Source organism: Clostridium bornimense, from assembly GCF_000577895.1.
GTDB classification, from domain to species: domain Bacteria; phylum Bacillota; class Clostridia; order Clostridiales; family Clostridiaceae; genus Clostridium_AN; species Clostridium_AN bornimense.
On sequence record NZ_HG917869.1, the window covers coordinates 111,768 to 129,782 of the forward strand.

Here is an 18,015-nt window from a genome sequence, read left to right on the forward strand (position 1 = left end):
ATGGAATTAATATTTGAAAAAAGTTGCGAAGGAACTGGTTGTACTCTATTACCTAAATGTGATGTTGATATTTATGAAGTTGGAGATAAGGATAAGAGACAGTTAGAATTAAAATTACCAGAACTTTCAGAAAATGATTTAAGTAGACATTATACAGAATTAGTTAAGAAAACTCATGGTGTAAATGATGGATTTTATCCATTAGGATCTTGTACTATGAAATATAACCCTAAAATAAATGAAGATATGGCTAAGTTGCCTGGATTCACAAAGATACATCCATTACAACCGGAAGATACTATGAAGGGTTGTATTGAGGTAATGGAGTTAACAAAAAAATATTTATGTGAAATAACAGGAATGGATGATATGACTTTACAACCAGCAGCAGGAGCACATGGTGAGTTTACAGGATTATTACTTATTAAGGCATATCATGAGAGCAGAGGAGACTTTAAAAGAAAAAAAATTATAGTACCTGACTCAGCACATGGAACTAATCCTGCTAGTGCAGTAATGGCTGGATTTACTGTTGTAAGTATTCCATCAGGAGAAGATGGATTAGTAGATTTAGAAAAACTAAAAGAAGTAGTTGGAGATGATACTGCTGGATTAATGTTAACTAATCCTAATACAGTAGGATTATTTGATAAGAATATTCTTGAAATCACTAGAATAATACATGAAGCTGGTGGATTAGCATATTATGATGGTGCAAATTTAAATGCTATCATGGGTGTAGCAAGACCTGGAGACATGGGATTTGATGTTATTCATACTAATCTCCACAAAACATTTTCAACACCACATGGTGGTGGAGGTCCAGGAAGTGGTCCAGTAGGATGTAAGAAAATATTATCTAAATTCTTACCAAACCCTTCAATAGATGAGGATGGAAAATTTGAATATAGATTAGAAAGTATAGGACAAGTCAAGAGCTTCTACGGAAATTTTCTTGTAGTTGTTAGAGCCCTTACATACATTGCAACTTTAGGAAAAGAGGGAATTCCCGAGGCAAGTAAAAATGCAGTGTTAAATGCAAATTATATGATGGCAAAATTATCTGATTTATATACTATGGCATATAACGAGACATGTATGCATGAATTTGTTATGAGTCTTGAGTCATTAAAGAAAGAAACAGGAATATCTGCTATGGATATAGCAAAAGGATTGTTAGATAAAGATATTCATCCACCAACAATGTACTTCCCATTAATAGTACATGAAGCTTTAATGATAGAGCCAACAGAAACTGAATCAAAGAAAACATTAGATAATGCTATTGAAGTTTTACGTGATTTATATAATACAGCAAAAAATAGTCCAGATCAATTACATGAAGCTCCGATTTCAACAGCAGTTAGACGACTTGATGAAGTTAAGGCGGCACGTAATCCAATATTAAGATATAAATAAAATAAGACTTGAAAGAGAGTGGTTATTATGATAGAAAAAATTACTTATATAGAAACTGAGAACACAAATCCATATCATAATTTAGCTCTAGAAGAAATGTTGCTAGAGAATGTAGAAAAAAATCAGTGTATTTTATACTTATGGCAAAATAAGAATACTGTGGTTATTGGTAGAAATCAAAATAGTTGGAAGGAATGCAAAGTAGAGTTTTTAGAAGAAAACGGAGGCAATTTAGCTAGAAGACTATCTGGAGGAGGCGCAGTATTTCATGATTTAGGTAACTTAAATTTTACATTTCTTGTGCATAAAGAAAATTACAGTGTTGAAAGGCAACTTCAAGTGATTATAAAGGCATTAGAGAAATTTGGATTAAAGGCGGAGAAAAATGGTAGAAACGATATAACTATAGATGGAAGAAAATTTTCAGGAAATGCTTTCTATCAAGTAAAAGATAATTGTTATCATCATGGTACATTAATGGTTAATGTAAACATGCAGGATTTATCTAAATATTTAAATGTGTCAAAAGATAAATTAAAATCTAAAGGGGTAGACTCTGTAAAGTCTAGAGTAATAAATTTATCTTCCTTATGTGAAGAGATAACAATATCATCATTAAAAGATAAGCTCTTCGAAGCTTTTGGTGAAACTTATAATTGTACTCCAGAAAGGTTAGATGAAGAGTGTATTGATAAGGTGTTGCTACAAGAAAAAATCGAAAAGTTCGGATCATGGGATTGGAAGTATGGAAGAAAAATAAATTTCCAATATGAGATAAGTAATAGATTCGATTGGGGAGATATTCAACTACAGTTTGGTGTTAAAAGTGGGGTTATAGATGAAATAGGAGTATATTCTGATGCTATGGAACAAGACTTTATATTAAATCTCGCACAACTTATTAACAATACAATTTTTAACAAAACAGCAATTTGTGAGAAATTATCTAAGTATCAATGTAAAGAAGCTATAGAAGAAAAAATGCTAAATGATATTGTAGACTTGATAAAAGAGCAAGACATATAGAGAGAAGGTGTAGAGTAAATGGACACTAATTATGACTTAATAGTAATTGGAGCTGGTCCTGGCGGATATGTTGCAGCTATTAAAGCTGCAAAGCTAGGAATGAAGGTGGCGGTAATTGAAAAAGGAGAACTTGGTGGAACTTGTTTAAATCGAGGATGTATACCAACAAAATCTTTAATTCATGCTACAGAATTATATAGAAAAATGCAGCATAGTGAAGAATATGGAATTATACATAGTGAAATAAGTTATGATATAGAAAAGATTTTTTCATATAAAGATGGAGTTCTTGAAAAATTAAGAGGTGGAATAGGTCAATTATTTAAAGCTAATAATATAACTTTATTTAAAGGTACGGCAAAGATTTTCAAAGATAATATTGTTAAGGTAAGAACGTGTGATGATTTAATAGAACTTAAAGGAACTAAAATTTTGATTGCTACTGGATCTAAACCAGCTATACCTAAAATTCCGGGAGTTAATACTCCCGGGGTAGTTACCAGTGATGATTTATTAACAAATCCTAATATCAATTGTGACAATTTAATTATTATAGGGGGAGGAGTTATCAGTGTAGAATTTGCCACTATATTTGCTTCCTTAGGTAAAAATGTAACTATAATCGAAGCAATGTCTAGAATATTACCTAGTATGGATAAAGAAATTTCTCAGAATTTAAAAATGATATTAAAGAAAAGAAATGTAAATATTCATACAAATGCGATGGTTGAAAGTATATCAAAAGAAAATGATAAGCTAATATGTAGTTTTAAGGAAAAAGAAAAATTACATACAGTTGAAGGTAATTCAATTCTTTTAGCCATCGGAAGAAGTTCCTCTATTGATGATTTATTTGATACTTCCATTTGTATAGATACAGAAAGAAATAAGATATTAGTAAATGAAGACTTCGAAACATCAATTAAAGGTATTTATGCTATTGGTGATGTTATTAAGGGAATTCAGTTAGCACATGTAGCTTCAGCGCAAGGCATTGTAGCAGTTGAAAAAATGAATGGTATAGTTCCTACCTTAAATTTAGATGTTATACCAAGTTGTGTATATACAGATCCTGAAATTGCAAGTGTAGGAATCACTGAAGAAGAAGCAAAGGACATGGGCATACCAGTTGTTGTAGGAAAAACAATTACATCATCTAATGGTAAGGCAATTTTATCAAATGACGAAAGAGGATTCATCAAAGTGATTTTCACGAAGGATTACCATGCAATTATTGGTGCTCAGATGATGTGTTCTAGAGCAACTGATATGATTGGTGAATTATCAACAGCAATAGCTAATAAATTAACAGATAAAGATTTGACAAAAGCTATGAAAGCGCATCCTACATATAATGAAGCTTTAGTTGAAGCAGTAGAAGATGCTTTTGGGAAAAGTATACATAGTAGGATAAAAAAGTAATAAAAAGTGTTTAAACTTAATAATGTAATGAAAAATAGTTAATATAGTGTTGAATTTCAGAAAATTTTATAAAAAGTAATAAGTTTACATAGTAAAAATATTAGATTATAATGATGAAATAATAGGAATTATATCATATTCTTGATTAAATTAATAAATAAAAATTAAGAGAGGTATTTGTATGAACTATTTTGAAAGAGCAAATGAGTTAAAAGACGAATTATCAAAAAACAGACAATACATACATGAAAATGCAGAAGTTGGTATGGAGTTACCAAATACTTGTCAGTATGTAATGTCAAAATTAAAAGAGATGGGATATGAACCTAAAGTAATAGGTGGAAGTGGTGTAACTGCAACAGTAGGAAATGGACAAGGAAAAACAATTTTATTGAGAGCAGATATGGATGCGTTGCCGATGAAGGAGGAGAGTGGAGAACCTTTTGCATGTAAAAACGGTAAAGCAGTACATGCCTGTGGTCATGATTTGCATGCCGCTATGCTATTAGGAGCTGCAAAAATGCTTAAGGAAAATGAAGCATCTATACAAGGAACAGTAAAATTAGCATTTCAACCTGGAGAAGAAATATTTCAAGGGTCAAAAGCATTAATTGAAGAAGGAATTTTAGAATCTCCAAAAGTAGATGCAGCCCTTGCTTATCATGTTGGACCTGGGAAAATGCCAGTAGGCTTACATATGTATAATGATCAAAATACTATGATGTATTCAAATGATGGTTTTAAAATTACTGTACATGGTAAAGGTGCTCATGGTGCATATCCACACCTTTCTGTGGATCCAATCCATATTGCAGTTCAAATTTATCTTGGATTAGAAGAGATAATTGCGAGAGAGGTGAATAGTTCTAGTCCTTGTGTTATGACAATAGGAAAATTAACAGCGGGGGAAGCTAATAACATTATACCAGAAACAGCAGAAATTCAAGGGTCTATTAGAACTACTTCTGTAGAAAATAGAGAAATTATGGTATCAAGGATGAAAGAAGTTGCTTGTAAGATAGCTGAGGTTTATAGAGGTACTGCTGAAGTAGAAATGATTTCAGAAGTTCCGCCACTTATTTGTAATCCAGAGTTTACAAAAGAAATTCTTTCATATATGTCAGAGCTTGACGTTCCAGGACAAATGGGGGTTCCAGGAATACAAGCAAGTGCGTCAGATGATTTTTCTGTTATCTTGGAAAAGGTACCAGGTGCATATATGTTCCTATCAGCAGGATATCCTGACAAGGATGTGGCACCAAGTCATAATCCTAAAGTTATTTTTAATGAAGATGTACTTCCAATAGGATCAGCATATTTAGCACATTGTGCAACAAGATGGCTTGAAAATAATAAATAACAGAATTAATAAATAAAAAGGGGGAAAACTTATGGAGAAAGAAAATAATGCTGTACCAACAGTTGCAATTCCATTATCAAAAACAAAGAAAACTTTAGTAACTATAGGATGTATTTGTCTAATGTTATCAATTGCATTCTTTGGGCTTAGTTTAGCAGTTATTCAAGGGCCTTTATTGGAAAAAATGAATGGAATGCATTATTTCTCAACGTTAACAATTTTTGCTTCATTAGGTTTAGCAATTTTAACGCCAATTGGAGGAAAACTTGGCGATTTATTTGGAAGAAGAAATGTTATAGTAATTGCTGGTATTGTAGGGATAATTTGCGGTGTAGGAATGGGAATTGTAAAAACAGTTGTTCCATTTATGATATTAAGACTTATTCTAGGAGCAGCACAAGGAGCATTTACAGCGGCACCATATATTTTAATACGTGAAATCTATGAACCAAAAGATGTACCAAAAAGAATGGGATTACTTTCAAGTTCTATTGCAGTTGGTGGATTTGCAGGAAGTATTATAGCAGGTATATTAACAGATGCAGGATTGTTAAAGCTAGGAATAGTATTTCCAGTTATTCCATTATTAATAGGAGTATTACTTATTGGATTCAATCTTCCAAATAAGAAGAGAGAAGAAAAAGCAATTATTGATTTCCCTGGTGTTATATTGCTAGCATTATTTTTAAGTTCATTATTGTTATCATTAAATTATGCACCCAAAATTGGATGGGCAAATCCAATAATAATAATAGGATTTATAGTAGCAATTATTTTAGGATTTTTATTAGTTAAAGTAGAAAAGAAAGCGATAGAACCAGTTATACCAATGAATTTATTTACTAATAAGAGATATAGAACTTTAATAATAATAGGTGTAATTGCATATTTCTATCAAGAAGCAATGAATATGTATGCACCATTATCAGTACAAAAGGTTATGGGACAATCTGCAACAATTTCAGGAACACTTCAATTTCCACGTATGGTACTTATAATGATATTACCAGTTATCGTTGGAGCATGGGTTAGTAAAAAAGCAGGAAATGCGAAAAAAGCAATGGTTATTGCAACTGGATTAGTAGCAGTTTCATTCTTGGTAATGGGCTTTACAACTAGTAACACACCAGTAATAGTTTATTTTGTAGCATTAGCATTAACAGGAGTTGCAGAAAGTTTTAGAGCAGTTTCAATTACACCATCAGCACAAGCTGCATTGGATCCATCAGAATGGGGAATAGGAACTTCCTTATTAACATTTATGAATTCACTTTCTCTTTTATTTGCAGCAGCAATAGATGGTATTGTTTTTGATGTAAATAAGAACAATATCCAAGCAGGTATTAATGGAATATTCCTATTAACTGCTGTTATTTCAATAATAGGTGTTTTAGTTGTTATATTTGGGATAAAAAAGGAAGAGACTAATGAAAATTAATTGAATCATATAGTATTATAGATAGAGCCTTTAAATAGAGAGGCTCTATTTTTTTATGTAAATTTAAATATACGTGACGTAACTTTTTATTGCAATACTTATGTTGTAATGCTATCATTTTAATATCCCTCATAGGGGGATATTAGGAGGGTGTGTTATGGGGTTTTATAAAAATAATAAAAAAGATATTACTATTATATTTAGTTTAGCTATACCAGTTATAGTAGAAAATATTCTTCAAACATTACTAGGAACAACAGATACGTATTTTGCTGGACATATTAATGATAATTCTATAGCTGCCATTGGTGTTACTAATTTAATAGTAAATATATTCATTGCATTTTTTTCTGCAGTTAGTATTGGAACAGGAACTATTGTTTCTAGAAATTTTGGTAGAGAAGATTATGAGAAAGTCAATAATGCCATAAAACAATCCAGTATAATAGGTATAGTTCTTGGATTGATAATTGGAGTAATTAGTATTGCATTCTATAAACCAATTCTTATGATTTCTGGATTATCAATAGATCTTATAGGATATACCCTTCCATATTATATGATTGTAACAGTACCATTAATATTTCTATGTTTGTCTATTATATTATCAAGTTGTTTAAGAGCCATTAAAGATACCAAGACACCTATGATAGCAGTGGGGGTTTCAAATATAATAAATATAATTTTTAATGCTATTTTTATTAATTTAGGATTAGGTATATTAGGGCTTGGATTAGCTACTACTACTTCTAGAATAGTAAATGTGATAATTCTTTTAGTAAAATTAATGAAAGGTAATGAAGTTAAACTTAATTATAAAAATATGATAATAGATAAGAAGATGATAATTTCTATCTTAAAGATAGGTATTCCAGCAGGAATAGAAAAATTAGTGATGAGAATTGGTCAATTAGTATATAATAGTATGATAATTTCTATAGGAATATCAGCATATGTAGCTCATAATATTGCAGGGAATATCGAGGGTTATACGTATATACCTGCAATGGCATTTGGGATTGCTACAGCTACATTGGTAGGAATAAGTATTGGAGAAAGTAATATAAAAAAAGCAAAGAATATAGTCTACTTATCAGATGTTATGGCTACAATTTTTATGATTATAATTGCAATTATATTTTTTTTCTTTGCACCGCAGTTTGCGAATTTATTTACTGAAACTAAAGAAATACAAGGTATGGTGGTTAGTGTTTTAAGGTTAATTGCACTATTTCAACCTTTTGCTGCACTAACTCAAATAATTACAGGTGCACTACAAGGTGCAGGTGATACTAAATTTCCTATGTATTCAACTTTAATAGGTATTTGGATTGGAAGGGTTGGAGTAGGATATTTATTAGGAGTAGTATTTAAATTAGGATTACTAGGTGTTTGGATGGGATATGCTTTCGATATAATATTGAGAGGACTTATATTATTAAAACGATTTTTAGATGGAAAGTGGCAGAAAATAGATATATAATTAATTAAAAAGTTTAAAGGAGATAAAGAGAGTGAGTGAGAAGCATACACATAATCACAATCATAAAAATACTAAAGCTGTAGTAAATAGACTATCAAGAGCAATAGGACATTTAGAAGCAGTAAAAAAAATGGTTGAAGAAGGTAGAGACTGTAGTGAGGTATTGATACAAGTATCAGCAGTGAAATCAGCAATTAATAATATTGGTAAGATTATATTGAAAGATCATATAGAAAATTGTGTTGTCGATGCTATAGAAACTGGAGATGAAGAGGTAGTAAAACAACTAAATCAAGCTATAGATAAATTTATTAAATAATATTAAATATATAAGTCGAAAATCTATATTGTTAGTAAAGAAATAGAAATACAGTATTATGAAGAAAGAATAGGCGGTATTTTTTATAATAAATATATCTTTATGATATAATAATTATAAGTATATAATTATTTATATAGGAGTGGGTAAGATGAAACGAAATGAAGTAGTTTGCTCTAATGTCCTAAGACCAATACTAAAAAGTTATATAGATGGAGTTATATATGAGATAAGAGAAAGTGAAGGAATATATAGATTTAATCACGATAAGGATCTTAGAGCGTTGCTTAATAATGAGCATGTAGTTGAACGATTAGGAAAAGAGTTCAATGAGGATGAGATTAAAATAATATATTTTAAAACATTAGATATAATAAAGGAAAAACTTCAAGACAATTATTGTTTAAATGAAAATAAGATAGTTACTGTAAAAAGATTAGGAGTATTATAATATACTACTAATCTTTTGTTGATTTATCATAAAAAATCATTATACTTCATTGGCCAGCTATATGAGTTTAAAACAACATTTCTAAATTATGGTATATTAATATATAATGTACATATAAGAAAAATATGGAAAACGCTTTAAGGGGATGGGGTCTTATGAAAAATCAAGTTAAGTATTATTTAGTTGGAATCATTATAATCTTATTTAGTTCACCTTTGGGATATGGAACACTTAATATCATTTTTGGAAGAAAAAATCTCGCGGGAGAGTTTAATCTATTGTTAAATGGTTTTATCCATTCATATATGTTAATTGGACTATTAATATTTAGCATTGGGTTGATAAACACATTTATTGAAAAGAAACAAAAATAGTAACGATTATATGAGAATATAATAAAAAATAATATTATTAAAAAATTTGGGTTATATAATATAGAAAAAATTAAATAAAATTATAAAAAATACTTAAAATTACATAAAGGTATAAAATTACTTGACGATAATTTAAATAAATCTAGATTTTCGAGAGTAAGGAGAAAACAAATGAACGAAATCTTTAAAGAGAATGAAAATGAAATTGATAAAGTACTATTAAAGATATGTTATTGTTTTATTATTTTTTATCCATCGTTATTTTTTGGTACACTTCCTTTTAAAAGAACACTAGCATTAGTTATAGTAGGGGTCGTAATTAGCTTATTACCACCTTTATATTATAAAAGTAATCTTGATAGGGAAAAATTCAAATGGGTAACAATTATATTGATGATAATAAATATTACAGTAATGTATTCATTATTATATGCAAATATAATGTTATTATGGGTTGTACCAATAATAATTGCATCGATGTATTTTGATAAAAGGTTAGTAATATTTACAATCTTATTAGTAATACCAGGATTAGTAGTATCAGAAGTTTTTGCTAGTATAAATAAGGTTGAATTTATTGCAGAAATGAAGTGGATTTTATTTCATATGTTTTCATATATAATTCAATTAATATGTTTAGCGGTAACTTTTATACCATTAGCTAAAAGATCATATAGTCAGTTGATGAAAGCATATAACCTAAAAAAAGAGGTCGAAATAATGTTGGCTGATAATATGAAGTCATCTAAGGTTTTAGATGATGCTATACAGAATTTAAATGATAATTTATTTGAAACTAATAATGGTATTGATAAAATTGGTAAATCCATAAATAATATTTCTGAAAGTTCTAAAGAAGTACTACAATTTGCAGAAGATACAAATAATAATGTAGATATTTTTGTTGATGAGATATCATTGGTTATGAAAGAAACTGAAGGAATGGAATTAACTAGGGATACTATGCAAAACATTAACAATGAAAATAAGAGTAATATGAATAAGATTATGTATGTAATGAGTAATATTAAAGAAAGTACAGAAGAAAGTGCAAATATAATTTATCAATTAATACAAAAAATGCATGTGATATCTCAAAAATTTATTAGTATAGTGGAGATATCTAAGCAAACAAACTTGTTAGCTTTAAATGCCAGCATTGAAGCAGCACGTGCAGGAGAATATGGCAAGGGATTTAGTGTAGTTGCAGAAGAGGTTAAAAAGCTTGCAATAGAATCTACTGAATGTGCTAATAGCGTTGAAGAAGTATTGAAAGAAATAAAAAAAGATACAGAAAAGACGATTGAATCTATAAAAAGTAATAGTAATATAGTTAATGATAGTATTCAATATGTAGAAGATACAAATAAATCATTTGATTATTTTTTAAATGTACAAAGTGATATGGAATCTAAAGTTAATAATATTATTAAATCTATGGACAAGTTTTCTACAAGTGGTAAAAATATAAGTGAGAATATGGAAGTATTACTAGAGAAGAATCAATATAATGATAGAAATATAAATTCAATAGAAAAGGCAATAAATGATATTATAAGTTATGCAAATAAAAGTAGAAATATAATGGAAGATATAAAAGATCAATCTAAGGCATTGGCAGAGAGAAAAAGCTAATATATAAAATATAGATAGGCAATATGTCTATCTATTTTTTTGTGAAAAATATGATGCATAATTACAAAAATATTATATAATAAAAAATTGCTAAGTAATTTATAATTAATATAAGTGGAGGTAGGAAATATTATGAATGAAAAATATAGAATACTAAGTAATGATATAAAGATGCCATCTATAGGATTTGGTACATATAAATCTGGAAATGATGAAGATACTGCAAAGATAGTAAAATATGCATTAGAAGTGGGATATAGACAAATAGATACAGCATCTTTTTATGGCAATGAAGTTGGAGTAGGTAAAGGAATAAAAGAGAGTGGAATAAAAAGAGAAGAAATATTTCTTGTAACAAAGCTTTGGAATGATGATCATGGTTATGAAAATACTATTAAAGCTTTTAATAAATCTCTTGAGAAGTTGCAAGTTAACTATATAGATTTATATCTTATTCATTGGCCTAATAAACTAAATGCTGAAACATGGAGAGCTTTTGAATACTTATACAAGATAGGAAAAGTAAAAGCTATTGGAGTTTGTAATTTTAAAATAGGTCATCTAGAAGAATTAAAAGCAACAGCAGAAATTATGCCGATGGTAAATCAAGTAGAAATACATCCTTTAAGTTCAAAAGATACTCTGTTAGATTATTGTAATAAAAATAATATTCAATTAGTAGCTTGGAGTCCTATAATGAGGGGAAAAGTATTTTCTAATGAGTCAATAATAGCTTTGGCAGAAAAGTATAAAAAGACAATAGCAGAAATAATATTAAGATGGCATATACAAAGAGGAGTTATCCCTATACCAAAATCATCAAATGAAGAAAGAATAAAAGAGAATATTGATATTTTTGATTTTGAAATTTCAAGGGAAGATATGAATATTATTGATTCATTGAATGAAGGGGATAATGTATCTGTATCAGGGGTTCCGGAGAATACAAATTATCTTGATTTTTAATAGCTATTATAATGGGGTTGTAGCAATAACAAATGAAAAGTTGTTAGCGATGCCTCCTTTTATTATGACACAATGTAGGGCACAGGTTAGAAGTCACAAGTAAGGTTAATTTTTTCCTATAGGGAAAATATCATAACCTGTGCCTTGTGCCCTCATACTTGTGTCCTGTACTATACCTTTCATTTGCTCTATTTTGCTGAAAAAGCTGTCACACTACTTTGGGCGACGGCCCCTTATTAGCCTTTAAGAAAAACTGTGTACTAAATAATATCATAATATATTTGGTTTTAAAAAAAGTAATAATAAAATATGGATTTAACTATTCTTTAATACAAAATCGGCATTTTCAATGGGGAAATATTCTAACATATATTTTTCTTCTGCTGGGAAGTATCGTTTTTCGTATTTACATTTTATATCTTCCGATCCACCGATATAATTATCTCTATCTAAAACTCTATTTAATCTCACTTCCCGTGGTACATCAAGATAAATTACAAAATCAAAATAGTCTTTTAGTTCTTTTCTTTGCAAAAATATTCCTTCTAATATTAATACAGATCCATGAACTAAATTGACTCTTTGGGTAAAATATTCATCATTTTCCCTGTTATATATTTCTATTTGTTTATCAACTATTTCACCATTTTTTATAGGAGACAAAATTTCTTTCACCAAATAATCATATCTCCACTGTAAATTATAATAGCAATACCATTCTTCTCTAGACGAATCATATCTAATACGTTTTCGGTGAATAAAATCATCAATATGTAACACATAAGAAGAATAGTTTTCATTCTGCAATTGTAATTTTAATGAATTAACAAGTGTAGTTTTACCTGCTCCTCCTAAGCCATCAATTCCAATAATATATACTTTATTATAAATATCTTCATTTTTCAATTTATTTATCAAGAATTCCATTTTAAAATTCTCCTTTTGATACTTTTAGTTCATGTTACTTAATAATTTACAATTATGTAATGAGTTGCAATATGATTATAACATTAACTTCAAGATAATATATATTTTTAGATAAATACTGGCTCTAAGAAAGAATATATTTGCTGTTATTGTTCTATTAAATCTTTTGAAATCTATTTTTTTATTATTTTATTTTAAATCTACAGTCACTGCATTATCAAAATTAACTTTGTATCTGTTATTAATATCAAATCTAATTTTGGATACCTTATCAAAATCTTCTTGAGTGTAGAAACCATAAGTACAAGTAAAGCTATTAGTATTTCTATCAATAATATTTCTTAAATACCCACCTGCTTCAATAGGATTATTATTTTCATCATAGAAGAAACATGGTAATTGATTTAAAGTAGTACCTGAATAATCATCAAAGTGGAATTTTATTGAGATTTCATTATTTTTTGTTGTTATATTATCAATTTGTAATGTACTAGAGTCCCCTAATTTTATTGATGGTGGCATATTATCTAAATCATATAGTTTAGTTAAAGTTGCTGGAGCATGATATATTTCATTTATTGGTACAATTTTTATTGAGGATATATCAGTATTTTTAGATAAAAATTCATAGGTAATATAAGATTCATTGCTAGTTTCATATTCATTAACGATATTTAAGTAATTTCCCTTATTGTCTATTAGTAAGAAGCTACAAGAACCGATTTTTTCTTTGTTATTAGAGTCAGTATTTTTAATAGTAATTATATTACCAAGTGGAGAAAAACTTACTTTTTCTATTGTGAAGTTCTTAGTAAAATCTTCAGTTGTATTTTCTTTAATATTAAGAGCATTATTTTTTAATGTAATATTTTTGTTAATATCTATAGTTTTAGTTAAAGAAGAAGCGCTAGTCTTATTATATTTAGTTTTTAAACTCCAAGTATTGGAACAATCATAATTTGGTAATTCAAGAGATATATTAATATTTCCTTTATCACTAATATTATAAGAAGTTAATCCTATTCTTTGCATAAACTTTATTGTATTATCAGATTCAAAATAGTAATCTGTTTCTTCAGAATCACATTGATAATATATATCTTTACCATCAACGTTATAATAAATAATAGGAGTAAATCCAAATTTTTCGATAGTATCATCATTTTTTAAATCTGAAGAGGTTAAAGATAAACTATATGAACAAACTAGAAAATTATCATCTATAGAAAAGTCATTCAAAGTTAAAGAACCTTCATTTTGTGTATCAGTTATATTTACAACAGAATTAACAGATTGTATTGAATCTTTAATTCCAAGGGTAGTTGATGGCTTTCCTTTGAAGAAAGACATAATACCTTGAGCTAAGTCTTCAGCGAAAACAGTGCTTATTGTTAAGGTTGTTATAATAGCAACAGCAATCAATGTCTTTATAGAAATAATATTATGATGATTACTATTCTTTTTATATGATAGAGATAATAGTGTTTCATTCACAGAATTATGGATGTTTTCTGGAGCATTAAAATCTTTTTTTATTTCTAATAAATCTTTTTTCAAATTATCATTCATAATTAATAGACTCCTTTCATTTCATCGGATAATTTTTTTCTAGCTCTAAATAATCTAGTTCTAACGGTTGCTTCTGGTATACCAATGGCTTTAGCAATATCTTTATTAGTCATATCTTCAAAATAGAATAAAGTTATAACTAGCCTAAGATTAGTAGGTAATTTATTGATTGCATTGTATAAATCAATATTTGTGCAGCCAATTGGTGGAATTGATTCTTCTTTGATATTTTCTAATGAGGTAGTTTTGTTATTTCTTTTACTTATATTTTTGCATTGATTTATCAGGATTCGTATCATCCATGTTCTAAAAAATTCATTTTTCTTTAATTTATTTAGTTTTTCAAATACTATAGATATTGTATTTTGTATAGCATCTTCTGTATCAGATTCATTATGTAATATGCTCATGGCAACGCGGTACATAGAATTTGTGTTACTTTGAATTAATGTTACAAAAGCATCTTTATCACCATTTTTGGCTAAGTTTACCATATCTATAGTAGAAGTGATGTTTTTAGTTATAGTATATTCCATATATAATCTCCTTTTTTAGTATTTCATATATTAGACAATTCAAAGCAAGAAAATGTTCACTATAAATAAAATATACTATAAATGTATTTATAAACATAAAAATATATATTCTTTAAAAGATTACTTATATTCCTTCGAATTTAGTAAAAAATGTATTATTATGTTATATACTGTAATATATAATTAATTTAAAATTTAGGATTATATATTTAGAAGGAGGAGTATAAGTGAAAAAAGTTATATCAATAATGGTAATTACTTTTATGGTTCTTTTTAATTTTCAAGTTAATGTTAATGCTGCTAATGAAAATGTCAAATTTAGGACAAATGATTGGATGAAAGATGTTGATGGAAATAAGTATTTATCACAATTATCAATTCCAGGGACACATGATAGTGGAGCGTTATATGAACCGGTATATGGAACTGCTAAGTGCCAAGAACTTTCTATTGACGAGCAATTGAAGGCTGGTACTAGATATTTAGATATTAGATGTAGAATAATTGATGATGCTTTTACTATACATCATGGATTTGTTTATCAGCATTTGAATTTTGATGATGTTATTAATAGTTGTAGTGAGTTTTTAAGAAATAACCCTAGTGAAACAATTATTATGAGTATTAAAGAAGAATATAAAGCCGAGAATAGTACAAAATCATTTGAAGAAATTTTTGATTCTTATATTAATAAAAATAGAGAATTATGGTATCTAAATGATAGTATTCCTACATTAGATGAAGTAAGAGGTAAAATAGTATTAGTTAGGAGATTTGTTTCTAATAATAAAAAAGGTATAGATGCATCTTCTTGGAAAGATAATACTACTTTTGATATAAATAATTCTTCAAATTTAGCTATACAAGATTGCTACAAAGTAGGAGATACTAGTGAAAAGTGGGAAGAGATGACTAGTTTATATGAAAAAGCTAGTACTAGAGATGATAACTGCTTATATATTAATTATGGTAGTGGGTATAAATCTATATTAGGGATTCCTAATATACGAAAAGTAAAAAGCTATATTAATCCAAAGATCGTTAAATACTTTGATGAAAATTCTAAAGGAAGATTTGGTATAACAGTTGTAGATTTTGCTGATAAAGACATAAATAGCTCAATAATAAAAACAAACTTTTAATAAATCTTATAGTTAAAGGCTGTGCATGATAAATTGCACAGCTTATTTCATTTTTGCAATCTATACTCAAAATGCTAATCAATAATATTTTATTGTAAAACGATAAAATATTATTGAAAAAGAAAAAATAAAGTGGTAATATCTAGTTAAGTAATATTTGGTGAGGTGGATTATGATTAAGAGTTTATACGTCATAAAGAATGAAAATTTACCATTGGTTTTATTAGAAAATAATAAGTTAAAGTATTTTGAAGGAGAAAATATAAAAGATGTAGAAAAGTGCTTAAGTGAAAAAATGGAGTTTGCAGAATTAAAGGTAAGAGGACAACGATATGTAACTTATTATGGGGAAAAATATAAAGTAGTTAACTTAGAAGTTATTTCTCTAAAAAACTTTAAGGATAAAAGTGAATTAGTATCTATTAATTCATTAACTGATAAAGAATTAGATTATAAAGATTTGAATCTAATAAAGATATTTTATCCATATCAATATAGAAAGGAGAAAACTAAGGATATAGCGTTAACCTCAAAGGAGAAGGAATCAGCTTTTAGCAATATTATAATGGCAGCAATTATATCAATTATAACTAGTTTTTTTGTAATGGGGAAAGAAAATTTTAACTATATTGGTATATCGGCAATTGTATTAGTAGTATTAATTTCAAGTTTTGCTCTTATTTCTATAGGAAAGATAGAGAAGATAAATTATTGTTCTATTTATTTTATGATAGTAGCGATACTGCTCGGTGCAACTTATGGTATCTATACTAATAGTTTGTTTAGAATTATAAACATGTTTTTTATACCAGTAACGATTGCAGTATCTATTTACATGATTAGTTATCCTGATATAAAACTTGGTAGCCTTGATTTCTTTACTTATATAATTCATAAGATTACATTGGGATTTTTAGATAATTCTTATTTAGATATAATAGGAAAGGTTTTTAAAGAGAAAATCAAATTTAAGAATAAGGATTCAAAATATCAGGGTATTATTAAAGGGCTTATTTATTCTATACCAATATTAATAGTTTTAACAATATTATTATCTTGCGCAGATGAGATGTTTGGAAATTTATTTGCTGATTTTGTAGAATATATCTTTTCAGTAGGCATAAAAGGGGTATTAGTAAAATTAATAATCTTTATAATAACTTTTATATATATTCATTATATTTTTGCTAGTTTGAAAGTTAGGATAGATAAATGTTCAAAGAAAAAAGTGAAGATGTTAGATAGTCAAATGGTCAATACTATACTAGTTTTAATAAATATTCTGTATTTGATCTTTACTTATATACAAGTAAAATACTTGTTTATAATGAGATATAGTAATTTTACAGCTGAAGGTTATTCAAGTTATGCAAGAAGTGGATTTTTTCAATTGGTCATAGTTGTTGTTCTCAATGTGGCAATAATATTATTTTTTAATAAAAAATCAGAAAATAGTAAACTTAAATTAGCATTATGTACTTTGATGACAATTATAAGTATAAATATGTCAGTAACATCAATATATAAAATGGGTCTATATATAAATGAATTTGGCATTACAAGATTAAGATTTATTACTACTGCTTTTATGATCTTTATTATAATTACTTTAGTAATGATAATATTTTCTTTATGGAGAGAAATTGATATATTTAAGTACTCTATGATAATAGGAAGCGCAATTTACTTATCGTTGAATTTTAGTAATGTTGATAAAATAATAGCAACGGTTAATATAGAATCAAAAGGGAATAAGGTAGATATGGAGTATATTACAACATTATCATTAGATAGCTATGATGTTATCATAGAGGCATATAATGAAGGAAAAATACATTACTCTCAATTAAAATCATACAAGGCTCAGAAAAAAAATACATCAAAATGGTATGAATATAATTATTACAATAATAAATCAAATTAATTACAAATTATATGTTATTATATT

Annotated in this window: 16 protein-coding genes; 13 read left to right on the forward strand and 3 right to left on the reverse strand. The window is 27.7% G+C overall.

The window, feature by feature from the left end; genetic code table 11:
* The 11 genes from gcvPB (at position 1) to CM240_RS13920 (ending at position 11,893) form a co-directional block, all read left to right on the forward strand.
* A complete protein-coding gene (gene gcvPB / locus CM240_RS13870) occupies positions 1-1,419 on the forward strand; it encodes an aminomethyl-transferring glycine dehydrogenase subunit GcvPB (RefSeq protein WP_044040107.1) in 1,419 nt (472 codons plus the stop codon).
* A gap of 27 nt (positions 1,420-1,446) precedes the next feature.
* Positions 1,447-2,445 carry a lipoate--protein ligase gene (lplA, locus tag CM240_RS13875; protein ID WP_044040108.1) on the forward strand — a complete coding sequence of 333 codons (999 nt, stop codon included), beginning with the start codon at positions 1,447-1,449 and terminating at the stop codon, positions 2,443-2,445.
* A gap of 18 nt (positions 2,446-2,463) precedes the next feature.
* Positions 2,464-3,867, forward strand: a complete 1,404-nt coding sequence (gene lpdA / locus CM240_RS13880) for a dihydrolipoyl dehydrogenase (RefSeq protein ID WP_044040109.1) — start codon at positions 2,464-2,466, stop codon at positions 3,865-3,867.
* A gap of 181 nt (positions 3,868-4,048) precedes the next feature.
* The gene (locus CM240_RS13885) at positions 4,049-5,227 is read left to right on the forward strand and encodes a M20 family metallopeptidase (protein ID WP_044040110.1); all 1,179 of its coding nucleotides are present in this window, start codon (positions 4,049-4,051) and stop codon (positions 5,225-5,227) included.
* A gap of 31 nt (positions 5,228-5,258) precedes the next feature.
* Positions 5,259-6,665, forward strand: a complete 1,407-nt coding sequence (locus CM240_RS13890) for an MFS transporter (protein WP_044040111.1) — start codon at positions 5,259-5,261, stop codon at positions 6,663-6,665.
* Positions 6,666-6,822: 157 nt separating this feature from the next.
* Positions 6,823-8,148, forward strand: coding sequence for an MATE family efflux transporter (locus CM240_RS13895; protein ID WP_044040112.1), 1,326 nt, complete (start codon positions 6,823-6,825; stop codon positions 8,146-8,148).
* A 31-nt stretch (positions 8,149-8,179) separates the two neighbouring features.
* Entirely contained in the window at positions 8,180-8,467 is a 288-nt protein-coding gene (locus CM240_RS13900; RefSeq protein WP_044040113.1) for a metal-sensing transcriptional repressor, read from the forward strand.
* A gap of 151 nt (positions 8,468-8,618) precedes the next feature.
* Positions 8,619-8,918, forward strand: a complete 300-nt coding sequence (locus CM240_RS13905; RefSeq protein ID WP_044040114.1) for a hypothetical protein — start codon at positions 8,619-8,621, stop codon at positions 8,916-8,918.
* A 155-nt stretch (positions 8,919-9,073) separates the two neighbouring features.
* Positions 9,074-9,292, forward strand: a complete 219-nt coding sequence (locus CM240_RS13910) for a hypothetical protein (protein WP_044040115.1) — start codon at positions 9,074-9,076, stop codon at positions 9,290-9,292.
* 171 nt (positions 9,293-9,463) lie between these two features.
* Positions 9,464-10,927, forward strand: coding sequence for a methyl-accepting chemotaxis protein (locus CM240_RS13915; protein WP_044040116.1), 1,464 nt, complete (start codon positions 9,464-9,466; stop codon positions 10,925-10,927).
* Between the two features lie 132 nt (positions 10,928-11,059).
* Positions 11,060-11,893, forward strand: coding sequence for an aldo/keto reductase (locus CM240_RS13920; RefSeq protein ID WP_044040117.1), 834 nt, complete (start codon positions 11,060-11,062; stop codon positions 11,891-11,893).
* A 315-nt stretch (positions 11,894-12,208) separates the two neighbouring features.
* Here the strand turns inward: CM240_RS13920 and CM240_RS13925 are convergent, their stop codons facing one another.
* The 3 genes from CM240_RS13925 to CM240_RS13935 form a co-directional block, all read right to left on the reverse strand.
* On the reverse strand, positions 12,209-12,820 hold the full coding sequence (locus CM240_RS13925) for an AAA family ATPase (protein ID WP_044040118.1): 612 nt from the start codon (positions 12,818-12,820) through the stop codon (positions 12,209-12,211).
* Between the two features lie 189 nt (positions 12,821-13,009).
* Positions 13,010-14,389, reverse strand: a complete 1,380-nt coding sequence (locus tag CM240_RS13930) for a DUF4179 domain-containing protein (protein ID WP_044040119.1) — start codon at positions 14,387-14,389, stop codon at positions 13,010-13,012.
* Between the two features lie 2 nt (positions 14,390-14,391).
* Positions 14,392-14,925, reverse strand: a complete 534-nt coding sequence (locus CM240_RS13935; RefSeq protein ID WP_242838513.1) for an RNA polymerase sigma factor — start codon at positions 14,923-14,925, stop codon at positions 14,392-14,394.
* Between the two features lie 227 nt (positions 14,926-15,152).
* Between CM240_RS13935 and CM240_RS13940 the strand changes: the two genes are divergently transcribed.
* Positions 15,153-16,067, forward strand: coding sequence for a phosphatidylinositol-specific phospholipase C (locus CM240_RS13940; RefSeq protein WP_044040120.1), 915 nt, complete (start codon positions 15,153-15,155; stop codon positions 16,065-16,067).
* Between the two features lie 172 nt (positions 16,068-16,239).
* Positions 16,240-17,991, forward strand: a complete 1,752-nt coding sequence (locus CM240_RS13945; RefSeq protein ID WP_044040121.1) for a DUF4153 domain-containing protein — start codon at positions 16,240-16,242, stop codon at positions 17,989-17,991.
* Positions 17,992-18,015: the final 24 nt, after the last annotated feature.

What these genes read in the sequence shown, in the direction of transcription:
- gcvPB (WP_044040107.1), top strand. Translation starts at nt 1, where the DNA reads ATGGAATTAATATTTGAAAAAAGTTGCGAAGGAACTGGTTGTACTCTA.
- lplA (WP_044040108.1), top strand. Translation starts at nt 1,447, where the DNA reads ATGATAGAAAAAATTACTTATATAGAAACTGAGAACACAAATCCATAT.
- lpdA (WP_044040109.1), top strand. Translation starts at nt 2,464, where the DNA reads ATGGACACTAATTATGACTTAATAGTAATTGGAGCTGGTCCTGGCGGA.
- CM240_RS13885 (WP_044040110.1), top strand. Translation starts at nt 4,049, where the DNA reads ATGAACTATTTTGAAAGAGCAAATGAGTTAAAAGACGAATTATCAAAA.
- CM240_RS13890 (WP_044040111.1), top strand. Translation starts at nt 5,259, where the DNA reads ATGGAGAAAGAAAATAATGCTGTACCAACAGTTGCAATTCCATTATCA.
- CM240_RS13895 (WP_044040112.1), top strand. Translation starts at nt 6,823, where the DNA reads ATGGGGTTTTATAAAAATAATAAAAAAGATATTACTATTATATTTAGT.
- CM240_RS13905 (WP_044040114.1), top strand. Translation starts at nt 8,619, where the DNA reads ATGAAACGAAATGAAGTAGTTTGCTCTAATGTCCTAAGACCAATACTA.
- CM240_RS13910 (WP_044040115.1), top strand. Translation starts at nt 9,074, where the DNA reads ATGAAAAATCAAGTTAAGTATTATTTAGTTGGAATCATTATAATCTTA.
- CM240_RS13915 (WP_044040116.1), top strand. Translation starts at nt 9,464, where the DNA reads ATGAACGAAATCTTTAAAGAGAATGAAAATGAAATTGATAAAGTACTA.
- CM240_RS13920 (WP_044040117.1), top strand. Translation starts at nt 11,060, where the DNA reads ATGAATGAAAAATATAGAATACTAAGTAATGATATAAAGATGCCATCT.
- CM240_RS13925 (WP_044040118.1), bottom strand. Translation starts at nt 12,820, where the DNA reads ATGGAATTCTTGATAAATAAATTGAAAAATGAAGATATTTATAATAAA.
- CM240_RS13930 (WP_044040119.1), bottom strand. Translation starts at nt 14,389, where the DNA reads ATGAATGATAATTTGAAAAAAGATTTATTAGAAATAAAAAAAGATTTT.
- CM240_RS13935 (WP_242838513.1), bottom strand. Translation starts at nt 14,925, where the DNA reads ATGGAATATACTATAACTAAAAACATCACTTCTACTATAGATATGGTA.
- CM240_RS13945 (WP_044040121.1), top strand. Translation starts at nt 16,240, where the DNA reads ATGATTAAGAGTTTATACGTCATAAAGAATGAAAATTTACCATTGGTT.